Origin of the sequence: Streptomyces sp. MNU89, from assembly GCF_020982505.1 — a bacterium.
Classification (GTDB): Bacteria; Actinomycetota; Actinomycetes; order Streptomycetales; family Streptomycetaceae; genus Streptomyces; species Streptomyces xinghaiensis.
On record NZ_JAJKLL010000001.1, the window covers coordinates 2,528,523 to 2,547,864 of the forward strand.

The 19,342-nt window shown below is 74.8% G+C and carries 13 protein-coding genes and 2 pseudogenes; 5 read left to right on the top strand and 10 right to left on the bottom strand.

All coding sequences use genetic code 11. The annotated features are described in order from the left end of the window. Position 1 precedes the first annotated feature (1 nt). A complete protein-coding gene (locus tag E4N63_RS10690; RefSeq protein WP_125623264.1) occupies positions 2-1,480 on the top strand; it encodes a zinc-dependent metalloprotease in 1,479 nt (492 codons plus the stop codon). Next, positions 1,477-2,055: an NUDIX hydrolase gene (locus E4N63_RS10695; protein WP_125623265.1), complete on the top strand. Its 579-nt coding sequence runs from the start codon at positions 1,477-1,479 to the stop codon at positions 2,053-2,055. The genes E4N63_RS10690 and E4N63_RS10695 overlap by 4 nt, the downstream gene beginning before the upstream one ends. Positions 2,056-2,157: 102 nt before the next feature. Here E4N63_RS10695 and E4N63_RS10700 read toward each other — a convergent pair whose 3' ends face one another. From E4N63_RS10700 to E4N63_RS10715, 4 genes are all read right to left on the bottom strand, one after another. Next, positions 2,158-2,919, bottom strand: coding sequence for an AIM24 family protein (locus E4N63_RS10700; RefSeq protein ID WP_125623266.1), 762 nt, complete (start codon positions 2,917-2,919; stop codon positions 2,158-2,160). A gap of 16 nt (positions 2,920-2,935) precedes the next feature. Beyond that, the gene (locus E4N63_RS10705) at positions 2,936-3,619 is read right to left on the bottom strand and encodes an AIM24 family protein (protein ID WP_230240516.1); all 684 of its coding nucleotides are present in this window, start codon (positions 3,617-3,619) and stop codon (positions 2,936-2,938) included. 11 nt (positions 3,620-3,630) lie between these two features. Continuing rightward, a complete protein-coding gene (locus E4N63_RS10710; RefSeq protein ID WP_230240517.1) occupies positions 3,631-5,358 on the bottom strand; it encodes a TerD family protein in 1,728 nt (575 codons plus the stop codon). A 125-nt stretch (positions 5,359-5,483) separates the two neighbouring features. Next, the gene (locus E4N63_RS10715; protein ID WP_230240518.1) at positions 5,484-6,089 is read right to left on the bottom strand and encodes a M48 family metallopeptidase; all 606 of its coding nucleotides are present in this window, start codon (positions 6,087-6,089) and stop codon (positions 5,484-5,486) included. A 194-nt stretch (positions 6,090-6,283) separates the two neighbouring features. Here E4N63_RS10715 and E4N63_RS10720 point away from each other — a divergent pair, with 194 nt between their 5' ends. Both E4N63_RS10720 and E4N63_RS10725 read left to right on the top strand, forming a co-directional pair. After that, positions 6,284-7,522 (top strand): ThiF family adenylyltransferase, encoded by a 1,239-nt coding sequence (locus E4N63_RS10720; protein ID WP_230240519.1) that lies wholly within the window; start codon positions 6,284-6,286, stop codon positions 7,520-7,522. Next, a pseudogene (locus E4N63_RS10725) lies at positions 7,515-8,885 on the top strand (ABC1 kinase family protein); the annotation flags it as partial. The gene E4N63_RS10720 and the pseudogene E4N63_RS10725, both read left to right, overlap by 8 nt. A gap of 336 nt (positions 8,886-9,221) precedes the next feature. Here the strand turns inward: E4N63_RS10725 and E4N63_RS10730 are convergent. The 4 genes from E4N63_RS10730 to E4N63_RS10745 form a co-directional block, all read right to left on the bottom strand. Continuing rightward, positions 9,222-9,548 (bottom strand): hypothetical protein, encoded by a 327-nt coding sequence (locus E4N63_RS10730; protein ID WP_019710151.1) that lies wholly within the window; start codon positions 9,546-9,548, stop codon positions 9,222-9,224. Then, positions 9,545-9,835: a WhiB family transcriptional regulator gene (locus E4N63_RS10735; RefSeq protein WP_019710152.1), complete on the bottom strand. Its 291-nt coding sequence runs from the start codon at positions 9,833-9,835 to the stop codon at positions 9,545-9,547. Before E4N63_RS10735 ends, E4N63_RS10730 begins: the two co-directional genes overlap by 4 nt. Positions 9,836-10,044: 209 nt before the next feature. Then, positions 10,045-10,368: a hypothetical protein gene (locus tag E4N63_RS10740; RefSeq protein ID WP_019710153.1), complete on the bottom strand. Its 324-nt coding sequence runs from the start codon at positions 10,366-10,368 to the stop codon at positions 10,045-10,047. A 163-nt stretch (positions 10,369-10,531) separates the two neighbouring features. After that, positions 10,532-12,691, bottom strand: a complete 2,160-nt coding sequence (locus tag E4N63_RS10745; RefSeq protein ID WP_185831201.1) for an ATP-dependent DNA helicase UvrD2 — start codon at positions 12,689-12,691, stop codon at positions 10,532-10,534. A gap of 432 nt (positions 12,692-13,123) precedes the next feature. Here E4N63_RS10745 and E4N63_RS10750 point away from each other — a divergent pair, with 432 nt between their 5' ends. After that, a complete protein-coding gene (locus E4N63_RS10750; protein WP_019710156.1) occupies positions 13,124-13,375 on the top strand; it encodes a mycoredoxin in 252 nt (83 codons plus the stop codon). A 93-nt stretch (positions 13,376-13,468) separates the two neighbouring features. Here E4N63_RS10750 and nudC read toward each other — a convergent pair whose 3' ends face one another. Both nudC and E4N63_RS10760 read right to left on the bottom strand, forming a co-directional pair. Then, entirely contained in the window at positions 13,469-14,353 is an 885-nt protein-coding gene (nudC, locus tag E4N63_RS10755) for an NAD(+) diphosphatase (protein WP_230242434.1), read from the bottom strand. 585 nt (positions 14,354-14,938) lie between these two features. After that, a pseudogene (locus E4N63_RS10760) lies at positions 14,939-19,218 on the bottom strand (UvrD-helicase domain-containing protein). Positions 19,219-19,342 lie beyond the last annotated feature (124 nt).

Below are 19,342 nucleotides of genomic sequence, written 5' to 3' on the forward strand. Positions count from 1 at the left end.
CGTGAGTGACAACCCATTCGGATTCGGCCTTCCGCCGGAGGAGCCGGAGGACGGCGACGACGGCAGGAAGCAGGGCGGCGAGGGCGGTGGCCGGGGCCCGGCGAATCCCTTCGGGTTCGGCACGGGGCCCGGAGGCCCGGGCGGTGACAACCCGCTCGCGGCGATGTTCGGTTCCCTGAACCCGAACGATCTGGGCGCCGCCTTCCAGCAGCTCGGCCAGATGCTCTCCTACGAGGGCGGCCCGGTGAACTGGGACATGGCCAAGGACATCGCGCGGCAGACCGTGGCCCGGGGGGCCGCCGAGGGCGCCGGGGACCCGAGCGTCACTCCCGGCGAGCGGTCGTCCGTCGAGGAGGCCGTGCGGCTCGCGGACCTCTGGCTGGACGGGGTCACCTCGCTGCCCTCCGGATCGAGCTCGGCGGTGGCCTGGAGCCGTGCCGAGTGGGTCGAGGCGACGCTGCCGGCGTGGAAGGAACTGGTGGACCCGGTCGCCGAGCGCGTCGCGGGCGCCATGGGCGACGTCCTGCCCGAGGAGATGCAGGCGATGGCGGGCCCGCTGCTCGGGATGATGCGGTCGATGGGCGGTGCCATGTTCGGCACCCAGATCGGCCAGGCCGTGGGCACGCTCGCGGGCGAGGTGGTCGGTTCGACCGACATCGGACTGCCGCTCGGGCCGCCGCAGAAGGCCGCGCTGCTGCCGGTGAACATCGCCGCCTTCGGCGAGGACCTCGGTGTGCCGCTGGACGAGGTACGGCTCTACCTGGCCCTGCGGGAAGCCGCCCACCAGCGGCTCTTCGCCCATGTGCCGTGGCTGCGCTCGCATCTGTTCGGCGCCGTCGAGGGCTACGCGCGCGGCATCAAGGTGGACACGGCCAAGCTGGAGGACGTCGTCGGCCAGCTCGACCCCTCGCGCCCGGAGCAGCTGCAGGACGCCCTGCAGCAGGGCATGTTCCAGCCCGAGGACACCCCCGAGCAGAAGTCGGCGCTGGCGCGGCTGGAGACGGCCCTCGCCCTGGTCGAGGGCTGGGTGGACGCGGTGGTGCACGCGGCGGCCTCGCCGCATCTGCCGTCGTCGGGCGCGCTCCGCGAGATGCTGCGGCGCCGCCGGGCCACCGGCGGGCCGGCCGAACAGACCTTCGCCACACTCATCGGGCTGGAGCTGCGGCCGCGCCGGCTGCGGGACGCCTCCCGGCTGTGGGCCTCGCTCACCGACGCCCGCGGAGCCGACGGCCGGGACGCGCTCTGGGAGCACCCGGACATGCTGCCCACCGCGGAGGACCTGGACGACCCGGACGGCTTCGTCCACCGCGAGCAGGTGGACTTCTCCGAGCTGGACAAGATGCTCGGGGAGGCGGCCGACGGCTCCGGCAAGGACACCGGGAACGGCGGCGGCAACGGGGAAGGGGGCGGGGACGGCGGAGAGTCCCGCGGCTCCGGTGGCCGGGACGGCTCCGGCCGGGAGGACGAAGACGGGAAGTGAGCCTGCACACGGACGCGACCCGCGTCCTGGAGAACTGGAGCCCGCGGCTCCCGCCGGCCCGGACCGCGCCTCCGGCCCCGGGCTCGCCGCCCCCGGACGGTCCCGGCCAGGAGGAGCTGCGGCGGGACTACCTCGGCCATCTGGGCGCCCACCCGGACGGCATGTGGAAGAACTGCCGCGAGGGGCACATCACGGCCAGCGCGCTGGTGGTGGATCCGGGGACCGGGCGGGTGCTGCTGACCCTGCACCGGAAGCTGGAGATGTGGCTGCAGACCGGCGGCCACTGCGAGCCGGAGGACACCACGCTGGCGGGCGCCGCGCTGCGGGAGGCCACCGAGGAGTCCGGCATCCCCGGGCTGGAACTGCTCCCCGGCGGACCGGTCCGGCTCGACCGGCACCGCACCCCCTGCGCCTGGCATCTGGACGTGCAGTACGCGGCCCTCGCCCCGGCCGGATCGGTGGAGGCGGTCAGCGAGGAGTCCCTGGAGCTGCGCTGGTACGGCTGGGACGAGGTGCCGCGCGTGGCGGACGCGTCCGTGGTCCGGCTTGCGGAGGGCACCCGCGCGCTGCTGTGAGGGGGCCGCACGGCCGGGCCGGCGTGATGGCTTGCGCCGGCCGCGACGGCGGACGCCGGTCCGGGCCCTGTCGGCCGCGGACCGGCGTCCCGTGCCGGAGCGTCAGCGGTTCGTCCAGATGTTCCCCTGGTTCTGACCCTGCGCGCCCTGCGGCCCCATGCCGTACTGGGCGCGGACCCCCTGGCCGGTGACGGCGTTCTGCGGGGGCAGCAGCTCGCTCGGCTGGACGAGGGCGTACCCCTGGCCGAGGAAGCTGAGCTCCCAGCCCTCGCCGGTGTTGCCGCGCCGCCGGAAGACCCCGGAGGAGTGGGTCTGCGCCTGCATCTGCACCCGCAGCGACGTCGACCAGGCGACCACCGCGTCGGCGTCCGCGTTGACGTATTTGTCGGGCGTCACCTGCAGCATCAGCGGCTTGCCCGAGGTCATCAGCGCGACCTTGCCCCGCCCGGAGATCTGCAGGTTGTAGGCGCCGGAGCCGGAGATGCCGAACTGGCTGTCGACGGCGATGGTCTCCCAGTGCAGCGCGGAGTCCAGCGCGAGGACGTACGCGCTGTCGACGGTGAGCCCTTCCTGGTCCACGTCCAGGAGGTGCACGTACTGCGCGAGGTTGGCCAGATAGACGGTGCCCTGGCCGGAGCAGCGCATCAGGTCCAGGCCCTCACCGGTGTGGGCGCGGGACCGGCGCCGGCCCGGCGTCTGGTACTCGCCGTCGAACTCGACCAGGCCCTGGTAGGCGACCATGCTGCCCTTGCGGGCGAGGATGTCGTCGTGGCCGCCGAGCGCGACCCGCAGCATCTGCGGGTTCTGCAGGGCGTAGCGCTCCTGGGTCTGGTTCTCGGTGTGGCCGAACAGCGGACTCTGCATCTCTTCCCGTCCCCCCTCAGCCCCGGGCCCGGAGCCGGTCGGTGCTGTCCTCGCTCGGCTGGACGACGACGAAGCCCTGCCCGGAGAAGCCGAGTTGGTACGCCTCGCCGCTGCCGCGGCCGATCATCGAGGACGCCTTGAAGCTGCGCTTCCCCTTCATCTTCAGACCACTGGACCAGGCCACCAGGGCGTCCGGGTCCACATAGGTCTCGTCCTCGCCGCGGCCGCAGTCGACGACGATCGGGGTGCCGCGCGAGGTCAGGGCCACCCAGCCGGTGCCGGAGACGGCCACATTGAAGAGGCCCTGGCCGGCGAACTTGGCCATCCCCTTGACCCGCTGGACGCCCCACTGGAGGTGGGCGTCGAAGGCGAGGAGATTGGTGCCGTTGACCGACAGTGATTCGTCGGCGAGGTTGACGCAGACCACGTCGGCGCCGTAGTCGGCGAGATAGAGCAGGCCGTCACCGCTGCACTTCATCAGCGGCGCTCCCTCGCCGGTGAGCCACTGCGAGGCCATCTGGCGCACGGCCGGCGGGTTGGGCTCGTACTGGACGAATCCCTCGTAGGCGACCATCGAGCCGGTGCGGGCGAAGAGGTCCTGGCCGCTCTGCATGGCGACCCGGAGCATGCTCGGGCCGTGGTTCTCCATCCGGGCGGCCACCGGGGCCGGGGCATAGCCCGAGATCATGTGCTGGTCCATCACGGGCTCCCTCAGACCTCGTACGGCTGGACGACGATGAAATTGCCGGGCGCGCCGCGGAACTGGAGATTCACGGTCTCCCCGCTGTGGCCGGGATAGGCGTTGCGGCGCAGCCGCACCTGGCTGGAGATGATCACCTGCGAGGCGGCGGACCAGGCGACGACGGCGTTGCTGTCGGCGAAGGTCGTCGGGGTGACGGGGAGGACCACCGGGGTTCCCCGCGTCTTCACCACGACGGTGCCGGTGCCCTGGAAGAGCATGGTGAAGAGCGCTCCGCCGGGGATGCCGTGGCCCTCGATCCGCCGCACCTCGTACTGGAGGGACTCGTCGAAGGCGAGGACGTTCTCGGCCGAGACGCAGATCGCGTCGCCCTGCAGCTCGATCGGGTGGATCTCGGCGGCGTCCTCGGCGAGGAAGACCTGGCCGCGGCCGGTGCAGCGCATCAGCTGCATCTCCTGGCCGGTGGCGTTGCCGACGACCCGGCCGGCGAAGCCCGCTCCCTTGTAGCCGAAGTCGACCTTGCCCTGGTAGAGCACCATGCTGCCCTGGCGGGCCAGCACCGGCCGGTCGTCGGCGCCGAGGTCGACCCGGACGAGCTGCCGGCTCTGCAGGGTCCACCGCTGCCCGGTGGGCACCTCGCGGTACTTCTCCAGGACGCTTCCCAGGCCGGCGGGGGCGGCGCCCGCGCCCTGCGGCAGGCCGTACGGGCCGGGCTGCCCGGGGATCCGGCCGGGCAGCGGCGACGGATGGCCGTACGGGGCGGGTGCGCCGGGCGGCTGGGCGCCGGGGAACGGGGCCTGTGAGCCGGGCGGCGGGCCGTAGGGCGCGGCGGGCGCCGCCGGTGGCTGCGGAGGACCGGGCGGCTGCACCGGGCCGGGAGGCGCCAGGGGCGCGGCGAGGTCGGTGCCCCGGCGTGGGGCGGCGGGGCGGCGGGCTGCGGGCGGGGGCGCCGGCGGGGAGCCCTGCGGAGGCGTGAACTGCGGGGGCGTGGCCTGCGGCGCGGGAGCGGGCGGTGCCTGGGGAACGGGCTGCGGCGCGGGCGGTGCCTGGTGAGCGGGCGCCTGCGGTGCCGCGTGCTGCGGTGCCGACGGGGGCGGCCCCGCCGGGACGCCGAACGCGGGCGGCGCGGCGGGCGCGGCCGCCGGCGGGGCGAACCCGGGCGCCGCCCCGTCCTGCTGCGGCGCGGACTGCTGCGGCTCCGGGGTCTCCTCCTCCAGCACCTCGCCGCCGAAGTTCTTCAGCAGCGCGTCCAGCCCGCCGTCGAACCCCTGTCCCACGGCGGCGAACCGCCAGACGTCCTTCCGGTAGAAGTCGCCGAGCATCACCGCCCGTTCGGTGCTGAACTCCGAGCCGTCGAAGGCGTAGCGCGCCACTTCCTCGCCGCCCGCGACGATCCGGAGGTAGCCGGGGCCGACCTGGGACATCTGGCCCGCGCCGTCGATCGTCGCGGTGAACGACAGCCGGTGGATGCTGTCCGGGACGCGGTCGAGGGTGACGCGGAAGGACTCGGTGTCCCCCGCCTGCGCGCCGAGAAGCTGGATCGACTCCTCGGGCGACTTTGGCTGGTTGAAGAAGACGAAGTACCGGTCGTCGGACAGCCGTTCGTCCGCGTCGAGACCGAAGCAACTGATGTCGAAGGACAGCCCGGGACCGGATATCTGCACACCGACGTACAGATCCGTCCCCGCTGTCAGGTCACTGATCCTGGCCTTGTGGCCGCGCTGGAATTCCCTGGCCATGCGTAACGACCGTCCCCCATCCCGAGCTGTACGTGCTTGCGCGCCAGGCTAGCCGCTGGTCACGGCCCCCGGCGATCTCGGAGCGGAAAAGCTTTCGCCCCGGGCTCGTACCGGAACCGGCGCGGTCAGGCGTCGGTGTCGCCGGTGAGATGCGGCAGCCGTCCGGCCGCGACCACACCCTCCAGGTAGCCGCGGGCGCGCTCCGTCCGGGGGTAGGACTCCAGCAGCCGCCAGAAATCGGCCCCGTGGCCCGGGACGAGCAGATGCGCGAGTTCGTGGAGGAGGACGTAGTCCGTCACATAACCGGGCATGCCCTGCAGCCGGTGTGAGAGGCGGATGCTGCCCTCCGCGGGGGTGCACGAACCCCAGCGGGTGTTCTGGTTGGTGACCCAGCGGACGGTCCGGGGGCGCGCCCTGCCGTCGAGGTACTGCGCGGACAGGCGCCCGGCCCGCTCGGCGAGTTCGCTGTCGCCCAGCATGCGCCGGCTCTCCTGGGCGGCGAGCCGGTCCAGCATCACCGTCACCCAGCGTTCCTCCTCCGCCTGCGACATCCGGGCCGGGATGAGGACGACCGTGCGGTCGCCCTCGCGGTAGGCGGAGACCGTACGGCGCCGGCGGGCGCTTCTGCGCACCTCGACCGCGCTGGTCCGGGAACGGCGGGGCGGCTGGCCGAGCCGGCCCGGCGTGCTGAGGGGGTTCTCTCCGGCGCGGCTCAGTGGATCGGAGGGCACCCTGCCGACGTTACCCGCTGCGGGCACGGGAAGTCCCGCCCGTCTTCGCTTCGTGCGCGACTCCCCCACAAGTGGAGACCGATGAGATGACCATCCACAGGCCCTGTGGACAACTTTCGGCGGGGAGTCCGCCCGCCCGGCCATGCTGGCACCCGTCGAAGAGGAACCGAGCGGGAGAAACCGAGGGGGCGGCCATGCATCCGATCATCAAGCCCGTGCTGCGGCGCGGCTGGCGGGACCGGCAGACGGTGCAGTTCGGGGTGACGCCCGCACACGCCGTGCTGCTGGGCCCGGTCGACACGGCGACCGGCAGTTTCCTCTCCCTGCTGGACGGCACCCGGGGGCTTCCGCTGCTGCGGGCGGAGGCGGCGGCCCTGGGCCTGTCCGGGGACCGGCCCGGTGAGCTGCTGAGGCGTCTGGCGGCGGCGGGTCTGCTGGACGATCCGACGGCGCGCGACGGCCCGGCGGCGGAGGGCCTCCCTCCGCCGGAGTGCCGGGAACGGGCCGGGGTCCCGGACCGGCTGCGGGCCGACCTGGGTTCCCTGTCGGTGGTCGATCCGGAACCGGGCGGCGGCAGGCGCCGGCTGGCGGCGCGCGGAGCGGCACGGGTCCAGGTGCGGGGTGCCGGGCGGGTCGGCGCTGCCGTCGCGACGGCGCTCTCGGCTGCGGGGGTGGGACAGGTCGACGTGGTGGACGGCGGCCGGGTCGCGCCCTGGGAGACCGGCCCCGGCGGGCTGCCGCCGGAAGCGGCCGGCGAGCGCCGGGACACCGCCGCCCGCAAGGCCGTCCGCGCCGCCGCGACCGCGCGGGGCCGGGCCCGGCGGGGACGGCCCGGCGGCGGAGGCCCGCCGCCCGGGGCGGGGCTCGCTCTGACGGTGCTGGCCCCGCGCGACGGTCTCGGCGCCTACGCCCCTGATCCCGTGCCGGCCGAGGCGCTGCTCGCCTCCGGCATCCCTCATCTCTATGCCGGTGTACTGGAGGGCACGGGCGTGGTCGGCCCGCTGGTGCTGCCCGGCGAGTCGGCCTGCGCGGGCTGTCTGCAGTTGCACCGCTCCGAGCGGGATCCCGCCTGGTCCCGGCTGCTCGCCCAGTGGCGGTCGGCCCGGAACCCGGCCGAACCGGCCTGTGACACGGCCCTCGCCACCGTGGTCGCGGGGCTGGCGGCGGCCCACGCGCTGGCCTTTCTGGACGGCCGGCCGCCGGTGTGCGCCGGGGCGCGGCTGGAGCTCGCGCTGCCCGATCTGGCGTGGGATCCGTGTTCCATCACACCGCACCGGGCCTGCGGGTGCGGTGCGTATGAAGCGGTCGAGCGTCCATACTCACCAGATGGTGCCGGACCACCGGAACGGCCGGAACGGGCCGGTCCGGGCACCGACGCGGAGGGCGGCTGCCCTCCGGTGAAGCGCAGTGAAGTTGGAGGAGCGCATGTCTGACCTTCCCCGCAAGGCGGTCACCCGGACCGCCAAACTGGCGGCGCTGCCACTGGGCTTCGCCGGACGCACCGCCCTCGGGCTCGGAAAACGGATCGGCGGACGGCCGGCCGAGATGATCGCCAGTGAGCTGCAGCAGCGGACGGCCGAGCAGCTCTTCTCGACCCTGGGCCAGCTCAAGGGCGGGGCCATGAAGGTCGGGCAGGCCCTCTCCGTCTTCGAGTCCGCCCTCCCGGAGGAGATCGCCGGCCCCTACCGCGCCGCCCTCACCAAGCTCCAGGAAGCCGCGCCTCCGATGCCGTCCCAGAGCGTGCACGCCGCGCTGGAGAAACGGCTCGGGTCCGACTGGCGTGATCTCTTCGAGGAGTTCGAGGACAAGCCGGCGGCCGCGGCCTCGATCGGCCAGGTGCACCGCGCCGTCTGGCACGACGGCCGGGAGGTGGCCGTCAAGGTGCAGTACCCGGGCGCGGGTGAGGCGCTGCTCTCGGATCTCACCCAGCTCGGCCGGTTCGCCCGGCTGCTGGGCCCTCTCATTCCCGGAATGGACATCAAGCCGCTCATCACCGAGCTGCGCGACCGGGTCTCGGAGGAGCTGGACTACGCCCTGGAGGCCCAGGCGCAGCGCGATCACGCCGCCGAGTTCGCCGACGACCCGGATGTGGTGATCCCGGACGTCGTCCACCAGGGCTCCGAGGTGCTCGTCACCGAGTGGATGGACGGTGTGCCGCTGTCGGAGGTGATAGCCGACGGCACCCCGGAGCAGCGGGACCGGGCCGGACAGCTGCTGGCCCGTTTCCTCTTCTCCGGTACCGCCCGCACGGGGTTGCTGCACGCCGACCCCCACCCGGGGAACTTCCGGCTGCTGCCGGGAAAGGCGGAGGGCGGAGGGCCGGAGCAGTGGCGGCTGGGCGTCCTCGACTTCGGCACGGTCGACCGGTTGCCGGACGGGCTGCCGCCGCTGATCGGCGCCGCGCTGCGCGGAGCCCTGGAGGGCGACGCGGAGGGGGTGTACGCGATGCTCTGCGAGGCGGGTTTCGTCAGGGAGTCCGTGGAGCTGGACCCGGACGCCGTCCTGGACTATCTGATCCCGATCATCGAACCGGCCCGGGCCGAGGAGTTCACCTTCACCCGCGGCTGGCTGCGGACCCAGGCGGCGCGGATCGCCGACCCGCGGTCGCCCGCGCACCAGCTGGGCCGCCAGCTCAATCTGCCGCCCGCCTATCTGCTGATCCACCGCGTCACCCTGAGCACCATCGGTGTGCTGTGCCAGCTGGGGGCGACCGTCCGGCTGCGGGAGGAGCTGCGTGACTGGCTCCCCGGTTTTCTCCCGGACGGGGACGGGGCCGATGAGGGCGGGGGCGGGGCGGGGACATGGCCGAGGACGGGGAACCGGGGCCCGGTGAGAGTCATGCCGGCGCGTTGGACCCCTCGGAGCGCGGCCCCGCGGACGGACCGGCGGATCGAGCGGTGGAGGAGCCGGCCGACGAGCCGTTCGAGAAGGCGGCCGGCCGCTGAGACGCCGGCGACCGCCCACAGCCGGGGACAGTGCGCTCTCCGGCCCGGTCTGCCCCGGTGCAACCCTCCGGCCGGTCCGGACAACGGGCCGGTGCCACGGCCGAAGGGCCGCTCCCGGACGGGAACGGCCCTTCGGCTGGGGTGCGCGTCGCGCGGCGGCCGTCTCATGACGGCCGGGGAGTGACTACTACTGCATGACGGCCATGGCCAGCGCGCGCCGGGCGCGGAGCGAGGCGCGCTCGGCCCGGCGCTGCATCCGGCGGGCCCGGGCCAGACGCACGGCCCTGCGTTCGGACTCGGCCTCCTGGATGCGCTCGTGCATATGAGCACGAGCCAGGGCTTCTGGGATGAGTTGCATTTCACGGTTCCTGTTCTGACGCGAGTCGGTCGCGTCGGACGCCGTTCTGGCGGTGGTACGGGCGGCTGACGGCTCGTGGGCGGACGGCTTCATCGTCGGGACCTGCTTCTTCGGGTCGTGCGTGAGAGGGCGGTCGATGGTTCCCGGGGCGTTCATGCGACGACCGGGTTCTTGCGCGGGCGGCCACGGGGCCGCTTCCGCGGCACGACCACACCCTGGACGAACAGCTCGCCGCCCCAGACGCCCCACGGCTCGCGCCGGTCCTTGGCCCCCGCGAGGCAGGCCTCGCGCAGCGGGCAGGTCTGGCAGAGGGACTTGGCGTACTCGACATCGGCGGGCGACTCGGCGAAGAACACCTCGGGGTCGTAGCTGCGGCAGGGAACGAGCTCGCCGAGACGCTCGATCTCGTCGTCGAGCACCGTGAGCCGGGTGGGCTGGGACAAGAGGACCTCCGGAGGACCAGGTGGAGAGGAGGGGGCTGCTGCGTGCGGGACGGGGCGGGCGCTGGGCTGGGCACAGTCGGTTTCTTCCTTGTGTTCGGCCGGCCTGGTGAGCCGGAGGTGGTCGTCGATGCCGGTCGGGGCAACGAAAAGGGCCGCGGATCCCGGTTCGGGTTCCGCGGCCCTGGAAGGTGCCGACCTGATCGTGGCGATCAGGCTGGATCTCTCCAGGGTTCGTGGCCGCGGAGGCCCCGAATCGTGTGGTGCTCGGCCGCAGACGCCGCACCGTTGGCAAAGCCGCCATCGGTCCACATCTGCCGGAGGTCGGCACCCTTGGCCGCGAGGGCATAGGCCGATGCCTCTGCCGCCACTACTGCCGCCGGTGCCTTGGTCGGTCGCTGAGCGCTCGCCAGAAGGCAGCGCTCGGCCAGGCGTGCTTCGAGGGCGCCGGGCACGGCGGATCCACGGAGCACGGAGACGCCGGACAGGCAGGAGACGGGCACGTCACGACCGGCCAGTTTGGTGATGCTGATCATTGGGGCTCGCCTCCTCTCGGCGTCTCGGGGACTGGTGGGAACCAGTCACTCGTACAAGTACAGCACGGAACAGTGGGCCCGAAAAAGGCCCTGTCATGCCCGCGAAAGAGAACCTATGGGGAATCCGGCGGCATGCGCAAACTATTTTCGCGACGAGTTCGCATCAGCCGCCGGACCGCCCGTCCGGCATCCCGGTGGGCGGCTCCTCACCCGCGCAGAGGGCCAGGACGTCCGCCCCGTACCGGTCCAGTTTCCGCCGTCCCACACCGGAGATCACCGCCAGCTCGGCGGCGTCCCCGGGCATGGCCTCGGCGATGGCCAGCAGGGTCTTGTCGGTGAAGACGCAGAAGGCCGGCTGGCCCAGCTCGCGGGCCCGCTCCGCCCGCCACTCCAGCAGCCGCTGGTGGAGGCCCTCGTCGAGCTCGGAGGGGCAGTCCTCGCAGCGCATCAGTTTCATCTCGCCCGCGTCGGTGAGGGTGCGGCCGCAGACCCGGCACCGCACCGGACCGCGCTTGCGGCGTCGCGTCGCCCCGCCCCGTTCCACCCCGCCCCCGGCGGCCGGGCCGCGGGCCGCCGCGCCGGCCGGTGCGGCGGAGCCGGGCCGCAGCCCGTCCAGGAAGCGGCTCGGCCGCCGGCCGGTGCGGCCGCCCGGAGTCCGGGACAGGGCCCAGGAGAGGGCGAGGTGGACCCGGGCCCGGGTGACGCCGACGTAGAGCAGCCGGCGTTCCTCCTCGATCTGCGCGTCGGTCGTGGCGTAGGTGATCGGCATCATGCCCTCGGTCAGGCCGACCAGGAAGACCGCGTCCCACTCCAGTCCCTTGGCGGCGTGCAGCGAGGCCAGGGTGACGCCCTCCACCGTGGGCGCGTGCTGGGCGTTGGCCCGCTCGCCCAGCTCGGCCACGAAGTCGGCGAGCGCCGCCTGCGGCCGCGCCCGGGCGAAGTCCTCGGCGAGACGCACGAGCGCGGCCAGCGACTCCCAGCGGTCGCGGACCGCCCCCGAGCCGGCCGGCGGTTCGGGGCTCCATCCCCGGGTGGAGAGCACGGCCCGCACCTGCGACGGTATGTCCGTCTCCGTGAGCGAGGGGTCGGAGGAGCCTCCGGCGCGGGCGGCGCCGCGCAGCAGCAGTCCGGCCTCCCGCACCTCCGGCCGCTCGAAGAACCGTTCCGCGCCGCGGAGCTGGTAGGGGACGCCCTGGTCGGCGAGGGCCTGCTCATAGCTCTCCGACTGGGCGTTGATGCGGTACAGCACGGCGATCTCGCCGGCGCGAACCCCGGAGTCGATCAGCTCCCGGATCCGCCGGGCGGTGCCCTCGGCCTCGGCCGGCTCGTCCGGGTACTCCGCGAACGCCGGCTCGGGGCCCGCGCCGCGCTGCGAGACCAGCTCCAGCCGGTGTTCCGCGGCACGGCCGCGGGCCTGCCCGAGCAGACCGTTGGCGAGATGGACGACCTGCGGGGTGGAGCGGTAGTCCCGGACGAGTTTGACGACGGTGGCGCGGGGGTGACGGGCGCGGAAGTCCAGCAGGTGGTCCGGGGTGGCCCCGGTGAAGGAGTAGATCGTCTGACTGGCGTCGCCGACGACACAGAGGCTGTCCCGCTCGCCCAGCCACAGGTCCAGCAGCCGCTGCTGGAGCGGGCTGACGTCCTGGTACTCGTCGACCACGAAGTGCTGGTACTGGCGGCGGACCTCGTCGGCGATGTCCTGCCGGTCCTGCAGCACCCCGACCGTGAGCAGCAGGACGTCCTCGAAGTCGATGACGCCGCGGTCCCGCTTGAGGAGTTCATAGGTCTCGTAGACGCGGGCGGTCTCCGCCGGGTCCCGGGGCGGCTGGCGGCGGGCGCGGGCGACGGCCGCCGGGTAGTCCTCGGGGACCGTCTGGGTGACCTTGGCCCACTCGATCTCGCCGGTGACATCCCGGAGTTCGCCCCGGTCCAGGCGGATACGGCAGCGCGCGGCCGCCTCGGCGACCACCTGGACCTTGCGCTCCACCAGCCGCGGCAGCGGGCCGCCGACCGCCTTGGGCCAGAAGTACTGGAGCTGGCGGAGCGCGGCGGAGTGGAAGGTGCGGGCCTGGACCCCGGTGGCACCGAGCTGCCGGAGGCGGCCCCGCATCTCACCGGCGGCCCGGTTGGTGAACGTCACCGCGAGCACGGAGCCCGGCTGGAGGATGCCCGCGCGCACCCCGTAGGCGATGCGGTGGGTGATGGCGCGGGTCTTGCCCGTACCGGCGCCGGCCAGCACGCACACCGGCCCGTGGAGGGCGGTGGCGACCTCGCGCTGCTCCGGGTCCAGCCCGGCGAGCACGGCGTCGGCGCCCTCGGGCACGGCCGGGTACTCCGACGGCGCCGCGGGGCCCGGGAAGAGCGGGGAGGGAGTGGCTGGTGTCGCTGGTGTCACCCCGCCATGCTGCCAGGTTCCCCGGAGCGGCCGGGGGGTTGTCCACAGCCGGGCCCCTCCGGTCGTACCGGTCCCCCGGCCGATGCACCGGTCGCGCCCCGGTCGCTGCCCCGGCGGGCTGGGGTCCGGTCCGGACGCCACAGCTTTACGCTGCACGGGCCAACGGCCCTCACGGGGCGCTGTTCGCGGGGGTGGTTCGCGGAGGTGGTGCACGGAGCCGGGAGCGGGCCCGGGCGCACGGGCGGAGGAGGCGTCCGGTGAGGGGCGGATCACGGACGGACGGGACGCGGCCCGGGAATGGTCGCGCACGTCGGCACGTTGCCTCCCCGTAACCAGGCGACAGCGAAGGAGCCGTAATCCATGACCGGCACGACGGGCACTGTGACGATGTACAGCACCACCTGGTGCGGCTACTGCCGCCGGCTGAAGAGCCAGATGGAGCGCGAGGGCATCGCGTACACCGAGGTCAACATCGAGAAGGACCCGGAGTCGGCGCAGTTCGTGGAGAAGGTGAACAACGGCAACCAGCTGGTGCCGACCGTGCTGTTCCCGGACGGCTCCGCGCTGCCCAACCCCTCGCTGGCCCAGGTGAAGGCCAAGCTCGGCGTCTGACGGCGCTGCGGGAGTGCGGGGCGCGCGTGCCCCGGCCCGGCCCGGCGCCCGCTCCCGCCGCCTCCGTACCGTCCGCTGCCCGCGGCACCCGCCTCAGCGCGGAAAGCCCGCGGGCAGCGGCTTGCCGTACCAGATTTCGATCAGCCGGGCGGCGATGGAAATGCCCGTCGGCGGCAGCACCTCGCCGGACTCGAAGGCCGCCCCCAGCTCCTCCCGGGAGAACCAGCGCGCCTCGTGGAGCTCCTCGCCGTCCACCGTGATGTGCGGCGACGTGGCGCGGGCCAGGAAGCCGAGCATCAGGCTCGACGGGAACGGCCAGGGCTGGCTCGCCACGTAGCGGACCTCGCCGACCGCGACCCCGGCCTCCTCCGCCACCTCCCGGACCACGGCCTGCTCGATCGACTCCCCCGGCTCGACGAAGCCGGCCAGGGTGGAGAACCGCCCGGCGGGCCAGTGCACCTGACGGCCGAGCAGCGCGCGGTCCCGGTCATCGGTCACCAGCATGATCACGGCCGGGTCGGTGCGCGGATAGTGCTCCGCGCCGCAGGCCGGGCAGCGGCGCACATGGCCCGCGGCCGCTATGACGGTGCGCTCCCCGCACCGGGAGCAGAAGCGGTGCAGCCGCTGCCAGTTCTCCAGGGCGACGGCGTGGGCCATCAGGGCCGCGTCGCGCGCGGAGAGCAGCACCCCCGCCTCCCGCAGGCCGGCCGGGCGGGCGGACTGGTCCATCCGGCCCGGCAGGGCGTCCTTCTGCAGCGCGAAGTAGCGCACGCCCTCCTCGTCCGTGCCGAGGAAGTAACGGTGGGTCTCGGTGACCGGGGCCTCGAACGCGGGAGTCATCACCAGCTCGGTGCGCCCGTCGGGGGTGTCGTCGATCAGCGCCTGCCCCCCGGAGACGACGAAGACCCGCGTCGTCGGATGGCTCCACGCCGCGGCGAGCCACGCTTCGTCGAAGCGGTGGTGCGCGGCCCGGTCGATGCCGCCCGGGGCCGTGAGGGGATGTCCGGGGCGTCGGGGCGGTCGGTCGAGATGATCACGGCTGCTTCTTCCTGCTCCCCGGGGATGACGGTGCGGACGGGTGCGGACGGGTGTGAGCCGGCGGCGGGGAGCCGGGTGCGGGCACGGACCGGCCACCGGAGCCGTGGGCGGCCGGCCGCTCCGCCGCCGGGAGCCGGTGTTCTCCCTCTGCCGCACGGGCGGACGCCGGCGTGTGCCGCGCGGTGACGGGCCGGGGACCGGCCGGACGCGGCCCCGGCCCGGCAGGCGGGACGGGTCCGCCGGCGCGGCACGGCGCGGGCGCCGGGCGGGGCGGGCGGCTGCCGCCCGGGAGCGGGTGCGCGGCGCCCCGTCGCGGCCGCCGGACATGGCCGCGCGGTGCCCGGACGGTGCACGGACCGGGGGCACGGACGGCGCTGTCCGGGGTGACGCTCATGGTTCCGAGCCTATCCGGCCGGGCGGCGGCGGACTCCGGGCGGGCCGCGCGGCGGTCTGCTCGCGGAGGGAGGCGGGCGGGGACGGACGGCCGCCGCCGGCGGTCAGGATCCGGCGGTCAGGATCCGGCGGTCAGGGCCCGGCGTCGCCGCCGTCGGCTGTCCCGGCGCCCCCACCGCTGTCCGCACGGTCCTCACCCGCGCCGCCGCGGTCGCCCCTGCCGGGGTCGTGGCCGTCGCCGTCTCCGTCTCCTTCGCCGTTGCCGTTGCCGTCACTGCCGCTCCGGCCCAGGAGGATGTCCTCCAGGGCCCTCCGGTCCGGCATGTTCCGGGGCCGGACCACCTCGCCGCTGCGGACGTACAGGAACGCCGCCGTGACCGACGACAGCGGAACCCCCGTCTGCTCGGCCCAGGCGAGCCGGTAGACGGCGAGCTGGAGCGGGTCGGCGGAGTGGGAGCGGCCGGTCTTCCAGTCCACGATCTCGAACACGTCTCCGTCCGGGCCGCGCTCCCGGTACACCGCGTCGATGCGGCCCCGGATGACCCGGCCCGCGAGCGTGATCTGGACCGGTGCCTCGACGCGGAACGGCGTGCGGCGCGCGTAGGGAGTGCGGCCGAACGCCTCCTTCAGCGCCGCCAGATCGCGCTCGTCCGCGATCTCCTGCCCCGCCGCGCCCTCGTCGTCGAAGCCGCCGGGGAGCTCCTCCGGCCCGAGCAGGGGCAGCGGCAGTTCCTCGAACCGCGACTCGACCCAGGCGTGGAAACGGGTGCCCCGGCGGGCGGCGGGCTGCGGCGGGCGCGGCATCGGCCGGGCCAGCTCGCGCGCGAAGCCGCCCGGGTCCGCGGCGAGACGCAGCAGCTGGGAGGTGCTCAGCGTGCGGGGAACGGGCACCTCGCGCACGGCCTCGCGGGCGCGGCGCAGCTCGCCCGCGAGCGCTTCCAGATCCCGGTCCCACGACGCCACGGTGCGGGCCTCCTCGGGGACGAGCGGGCCGGCGGCGGGCTCCGCGTCCGGGTCCGTCTCCGCGGTGTGCTCACGTCCGCCTGGAGCGCGGGTCTGGGCCGGGACGGCACCGGGGCCGCCGCGGTGCGGAGGGTCGGAGCCGGGCTCCGTGGTGTCCGGCTCACGCGGGTGCTCCCCGGCTCCGTCGCGCTCCCGCGCGGGGTCGGGTACGGCGCCGTGGGCCTCGGCAACGCCGAGGGCTCCGTCGCGGGCAGCACTGTCGGCGGCGCCGTCGGCGTGGGGCGGGGCGGGGTCCCCGTCCCGCCCCGGGATCCGCGACGACGGGCCCGGCCCGTCCCCGGCCGCCGCGTGTTCGGGCACGCCACCGGGGCGCCGCCCGTCCGTGTGCTCGGTGGCGGCGCCGGCCCGCCCGGCCCCGTGACCGGACGCGGCGGATTCGGGCTCCGCCACCCCGCCGTCCACCGCGCCGTCCACCGTCCCGTGCTCCGGCCGGTCCGGTGGCGCGGGCCGTGCGGGTGCACCGCTGCCGGGGATGAACGGATCGTTCCCGTCCTCGTCCTCCGGCGGGGGCGGCCAGTCCGGATCCTGGGGCGGCTCCGTGTCCCAGAGCTCCGGTCCCCAGAGCAGGTCCGGGGGGACCTCCGCACCCGGCGCAGCGGCATCCGGCACCTCCGCACCGGTCGCTTCGCCGCCGGTCCCCGCCGCGTTCCCCGGCTCCGCGTACCGCTCCACCCCGACGGCGTCCGCCGGATGCGGCAGGGCCTCGGTGCCGGGCGCGCCGAATCCGGCAGGACCGGCGTCCGCCGCCCCCGGCAGCCCGCGCTCTCCCGGGGCGATCCGGTCCAGGTGGGCCATGACGCGCTCCGCCGCCCTCCGGCGCAGCGCCAGCGCCGCCGGGTCGAGCGGCAGCGGCCAGGGCTGCTCCTCGGCGGCCTCCCGCAGGGCCGGGTTCTCCTCGCCCTCCGCGGGCGGCTCGGCCCAGGCGTCGATCTCCCCGTGCCCCGCCTCGCAGTGCCCCCGCAGCTCTTCGAGGAACGCGGAGGGGCCGCGGGGCCGCTTCTGCGACGGCCCCCACCAGTGGCCCGAGGCGAGCAGCAGCGACCGCGGGCGGGTGAACGTCACATAGCCGAGCCGCAGTTCCTCGGTCGCCTGGTGTTCCTTCATCGCGGCCCGGAAGGCGTTGATCCCCTCCCCCGTCCACGCGGTGACATCCGGCAGGGTGTCGGCGTCACCGCGCAGGGCGTGCGGCACGACCTTGGCCCGGGAGGTCCAGGAGTCGCGCGGCTGTGCGCTGGGGAACTGCTTGGCGACCAGGCCAGGTACGGCGACGACGTCCCACTCCAGCCCCTTGGACTTGTGCGCGGTGAGGACCTTGACCGTGTTGTCCCCGCCGGGCAGGGCGTTGTCGAGTCCCTTCTCGTGCTGCACGGCGGTGCGCAGGAAGCCGAGGAAGGCCAGCAGGCCGGCCTCTCCGTCGAGCGCGGCGAAGGAGGCGGCGACGTCCAGGAAGTTGCCGAGCGTCTCGCGGCGGCGGGCGGCGAGCGCGTGCGGCGAGGCGGAGAGCTCGACCTCCAGGCCGGTGGTGGCGAGCACCCGGTGGAGGACGTCCATCAGCGGATCGGCGAGCGAGCGCCGCAGCTCGCGCAGCTCGGCCGCGAACCGGGCGAACCGGACCCGGGCCGCGGCGGAGAACGGCAGCCCGTCGTCGGAGCGTTCGGGTCGGCCGGACGGGCCGGAGCGTCCCGCCCCGTCCGGGACGAGGAAGGTGTCGAGGGCGTCGGCGAGCGAGACCGTCTCGGCGGGGTCGGTGCCCTCGACGGCCTCGGCCAGCCGCCGGTCCGGGTCGTCACCGGCGTCGCCGTCCGGCCGGGAGCGGACGAGGAGACGGGCGCGGCGGCCGAGCAGTGCCAGGTCGCGCGGGCCGATCCGCCAGCGCGGTCCGGTCAGCAGCCGGACCAGCGCGGCGTTGGCCGTCGGGTCCTGCAGCACCTCGCAGACGGCGACCAGGTCGGCGACCTCGGGCAGGTGCAGCAGCCCGGAGAGGCCGACGACCTCCACCGGGACGTCCCGTTCGACGAGCGCGCCCTGAATGCGGGCGAAGTCGCCGGCCGTGCGGCAGAGCACGGCGATCTCGCCCGGCGGGGTGCCGGTGCGGACCAGGTGGGCGAGGGAGTCGGCCAGCCAGGCCAGTTCCTCGGCGTGGGTCGGGAGCAGCGCGCAGCGCACGCTGCCGTCCCGCTCGGCTCCGGGCGCGGGGCGCAGCGCCTCGACGCCCTCGTGCATCTCGCGCAGGGGGGCGGCGAGCCGGTTGGCGAGGTCGAGGAGGCGGCCGCCGCTGCGGCGGTTCTCGCTGAGCGCCTGGCGGCGGGCGGGGCGGCCGGACGCGTCCGGGAAGTGCCGGGGGAAGTCGTCGAGGTTGGCGACGGACGCGCCGCGCCAGCCGTAGATGGCCTGGCAGGGATCGCCGACCGCGGTGACGGCGTGGCCGGTGCCGCCGCCGAACAGCCCGGAGAGCAGGATGCGCTGGGCCACGGAGGTGTCCTGGTACTCGTCCAGGAGAACGACCTCGAACTGCTCGCGGAGGATGCGGCCGACCTCGGGGCGGGTGCGGGCGAGGGTCGCGGAGAACGCGATCTGGTCGCCGAAGTCCAGCAGGTCGCGGTGGCGCTTCTCCTCGCGGTAGGCGCTCACGAGTTCGAGGAGTTCCAGCCGGGCGCGGGCGGCTTCGGGGACCTTCCGCAGCTCGGCGTTGCTCAGCCGGGCACCGTCCAGCTCGCGCAGCAGCGCGGTGTCGTGCGCGCGCAGCCGTTCCGGCTCCACGAGGTGCTCGGCGAGTTCCGCGTCCAGCGCGAGCAGATCCTCGACCAGGGCGGGGAGGGACTTGGTGAGGGCCGGGTACGGGCCGGGGCGGTGCGGAGCACGCGCGCGGCGAGCTGGAAGCGGGTGGCGTCGGCGAGCAGCCGGGCGGTGGGTTCGAGCCCGATGCGCAGACCGTGCTCCTTGAGGAGCTGCCCGGCGAACGCGTGGTAGGTGGAGATCTGCGGTTCACCGGACGGCTCGTCGCCGGACGGGGCTCCGGAGGGGCCGGGCTCGCCACCGGCCCGGGCGCGCTCCCGCCCCTCGCCGCGCGGCCGCGGCAGCGCTCCGGGACCGGGGCCGGGGTCCGGGTCGGTGATCCCGGCGGCCGCGAGGGCCTTGCGGACCCGCTCGGTGAGTTCTCCGGCCGCCTTGTTGGTGAAGGTCAGGCCCAGCACCCGTTCCGGCGCGACCTGTCCGGTGCCGACCAGCCAGACGACGCGTGCGGCCATCACCGTGGTCTTCCCCGAGCCGGCTCCGGCCACGATCACCTGCGGGGCGGGCGGCGCCGTGATGCAGGCCGTCTGCTCCGGGGTGAAGGGGATGCCGAGGAGCTCCTTGAGCTGCTCGGGGTCGGTGATGCGTGCTGCCACCCGAGTGAGGCTAGCGGTGCCCGCCGACAGCCGTGGCCGCGGCGGCGTCCGCGGCGGGCCCGGAGCCCTGGTGCCCGAGGGGCGGAGGGCGGAAGGGCCGGGGCCGGGACTCCGGAGACGGCCC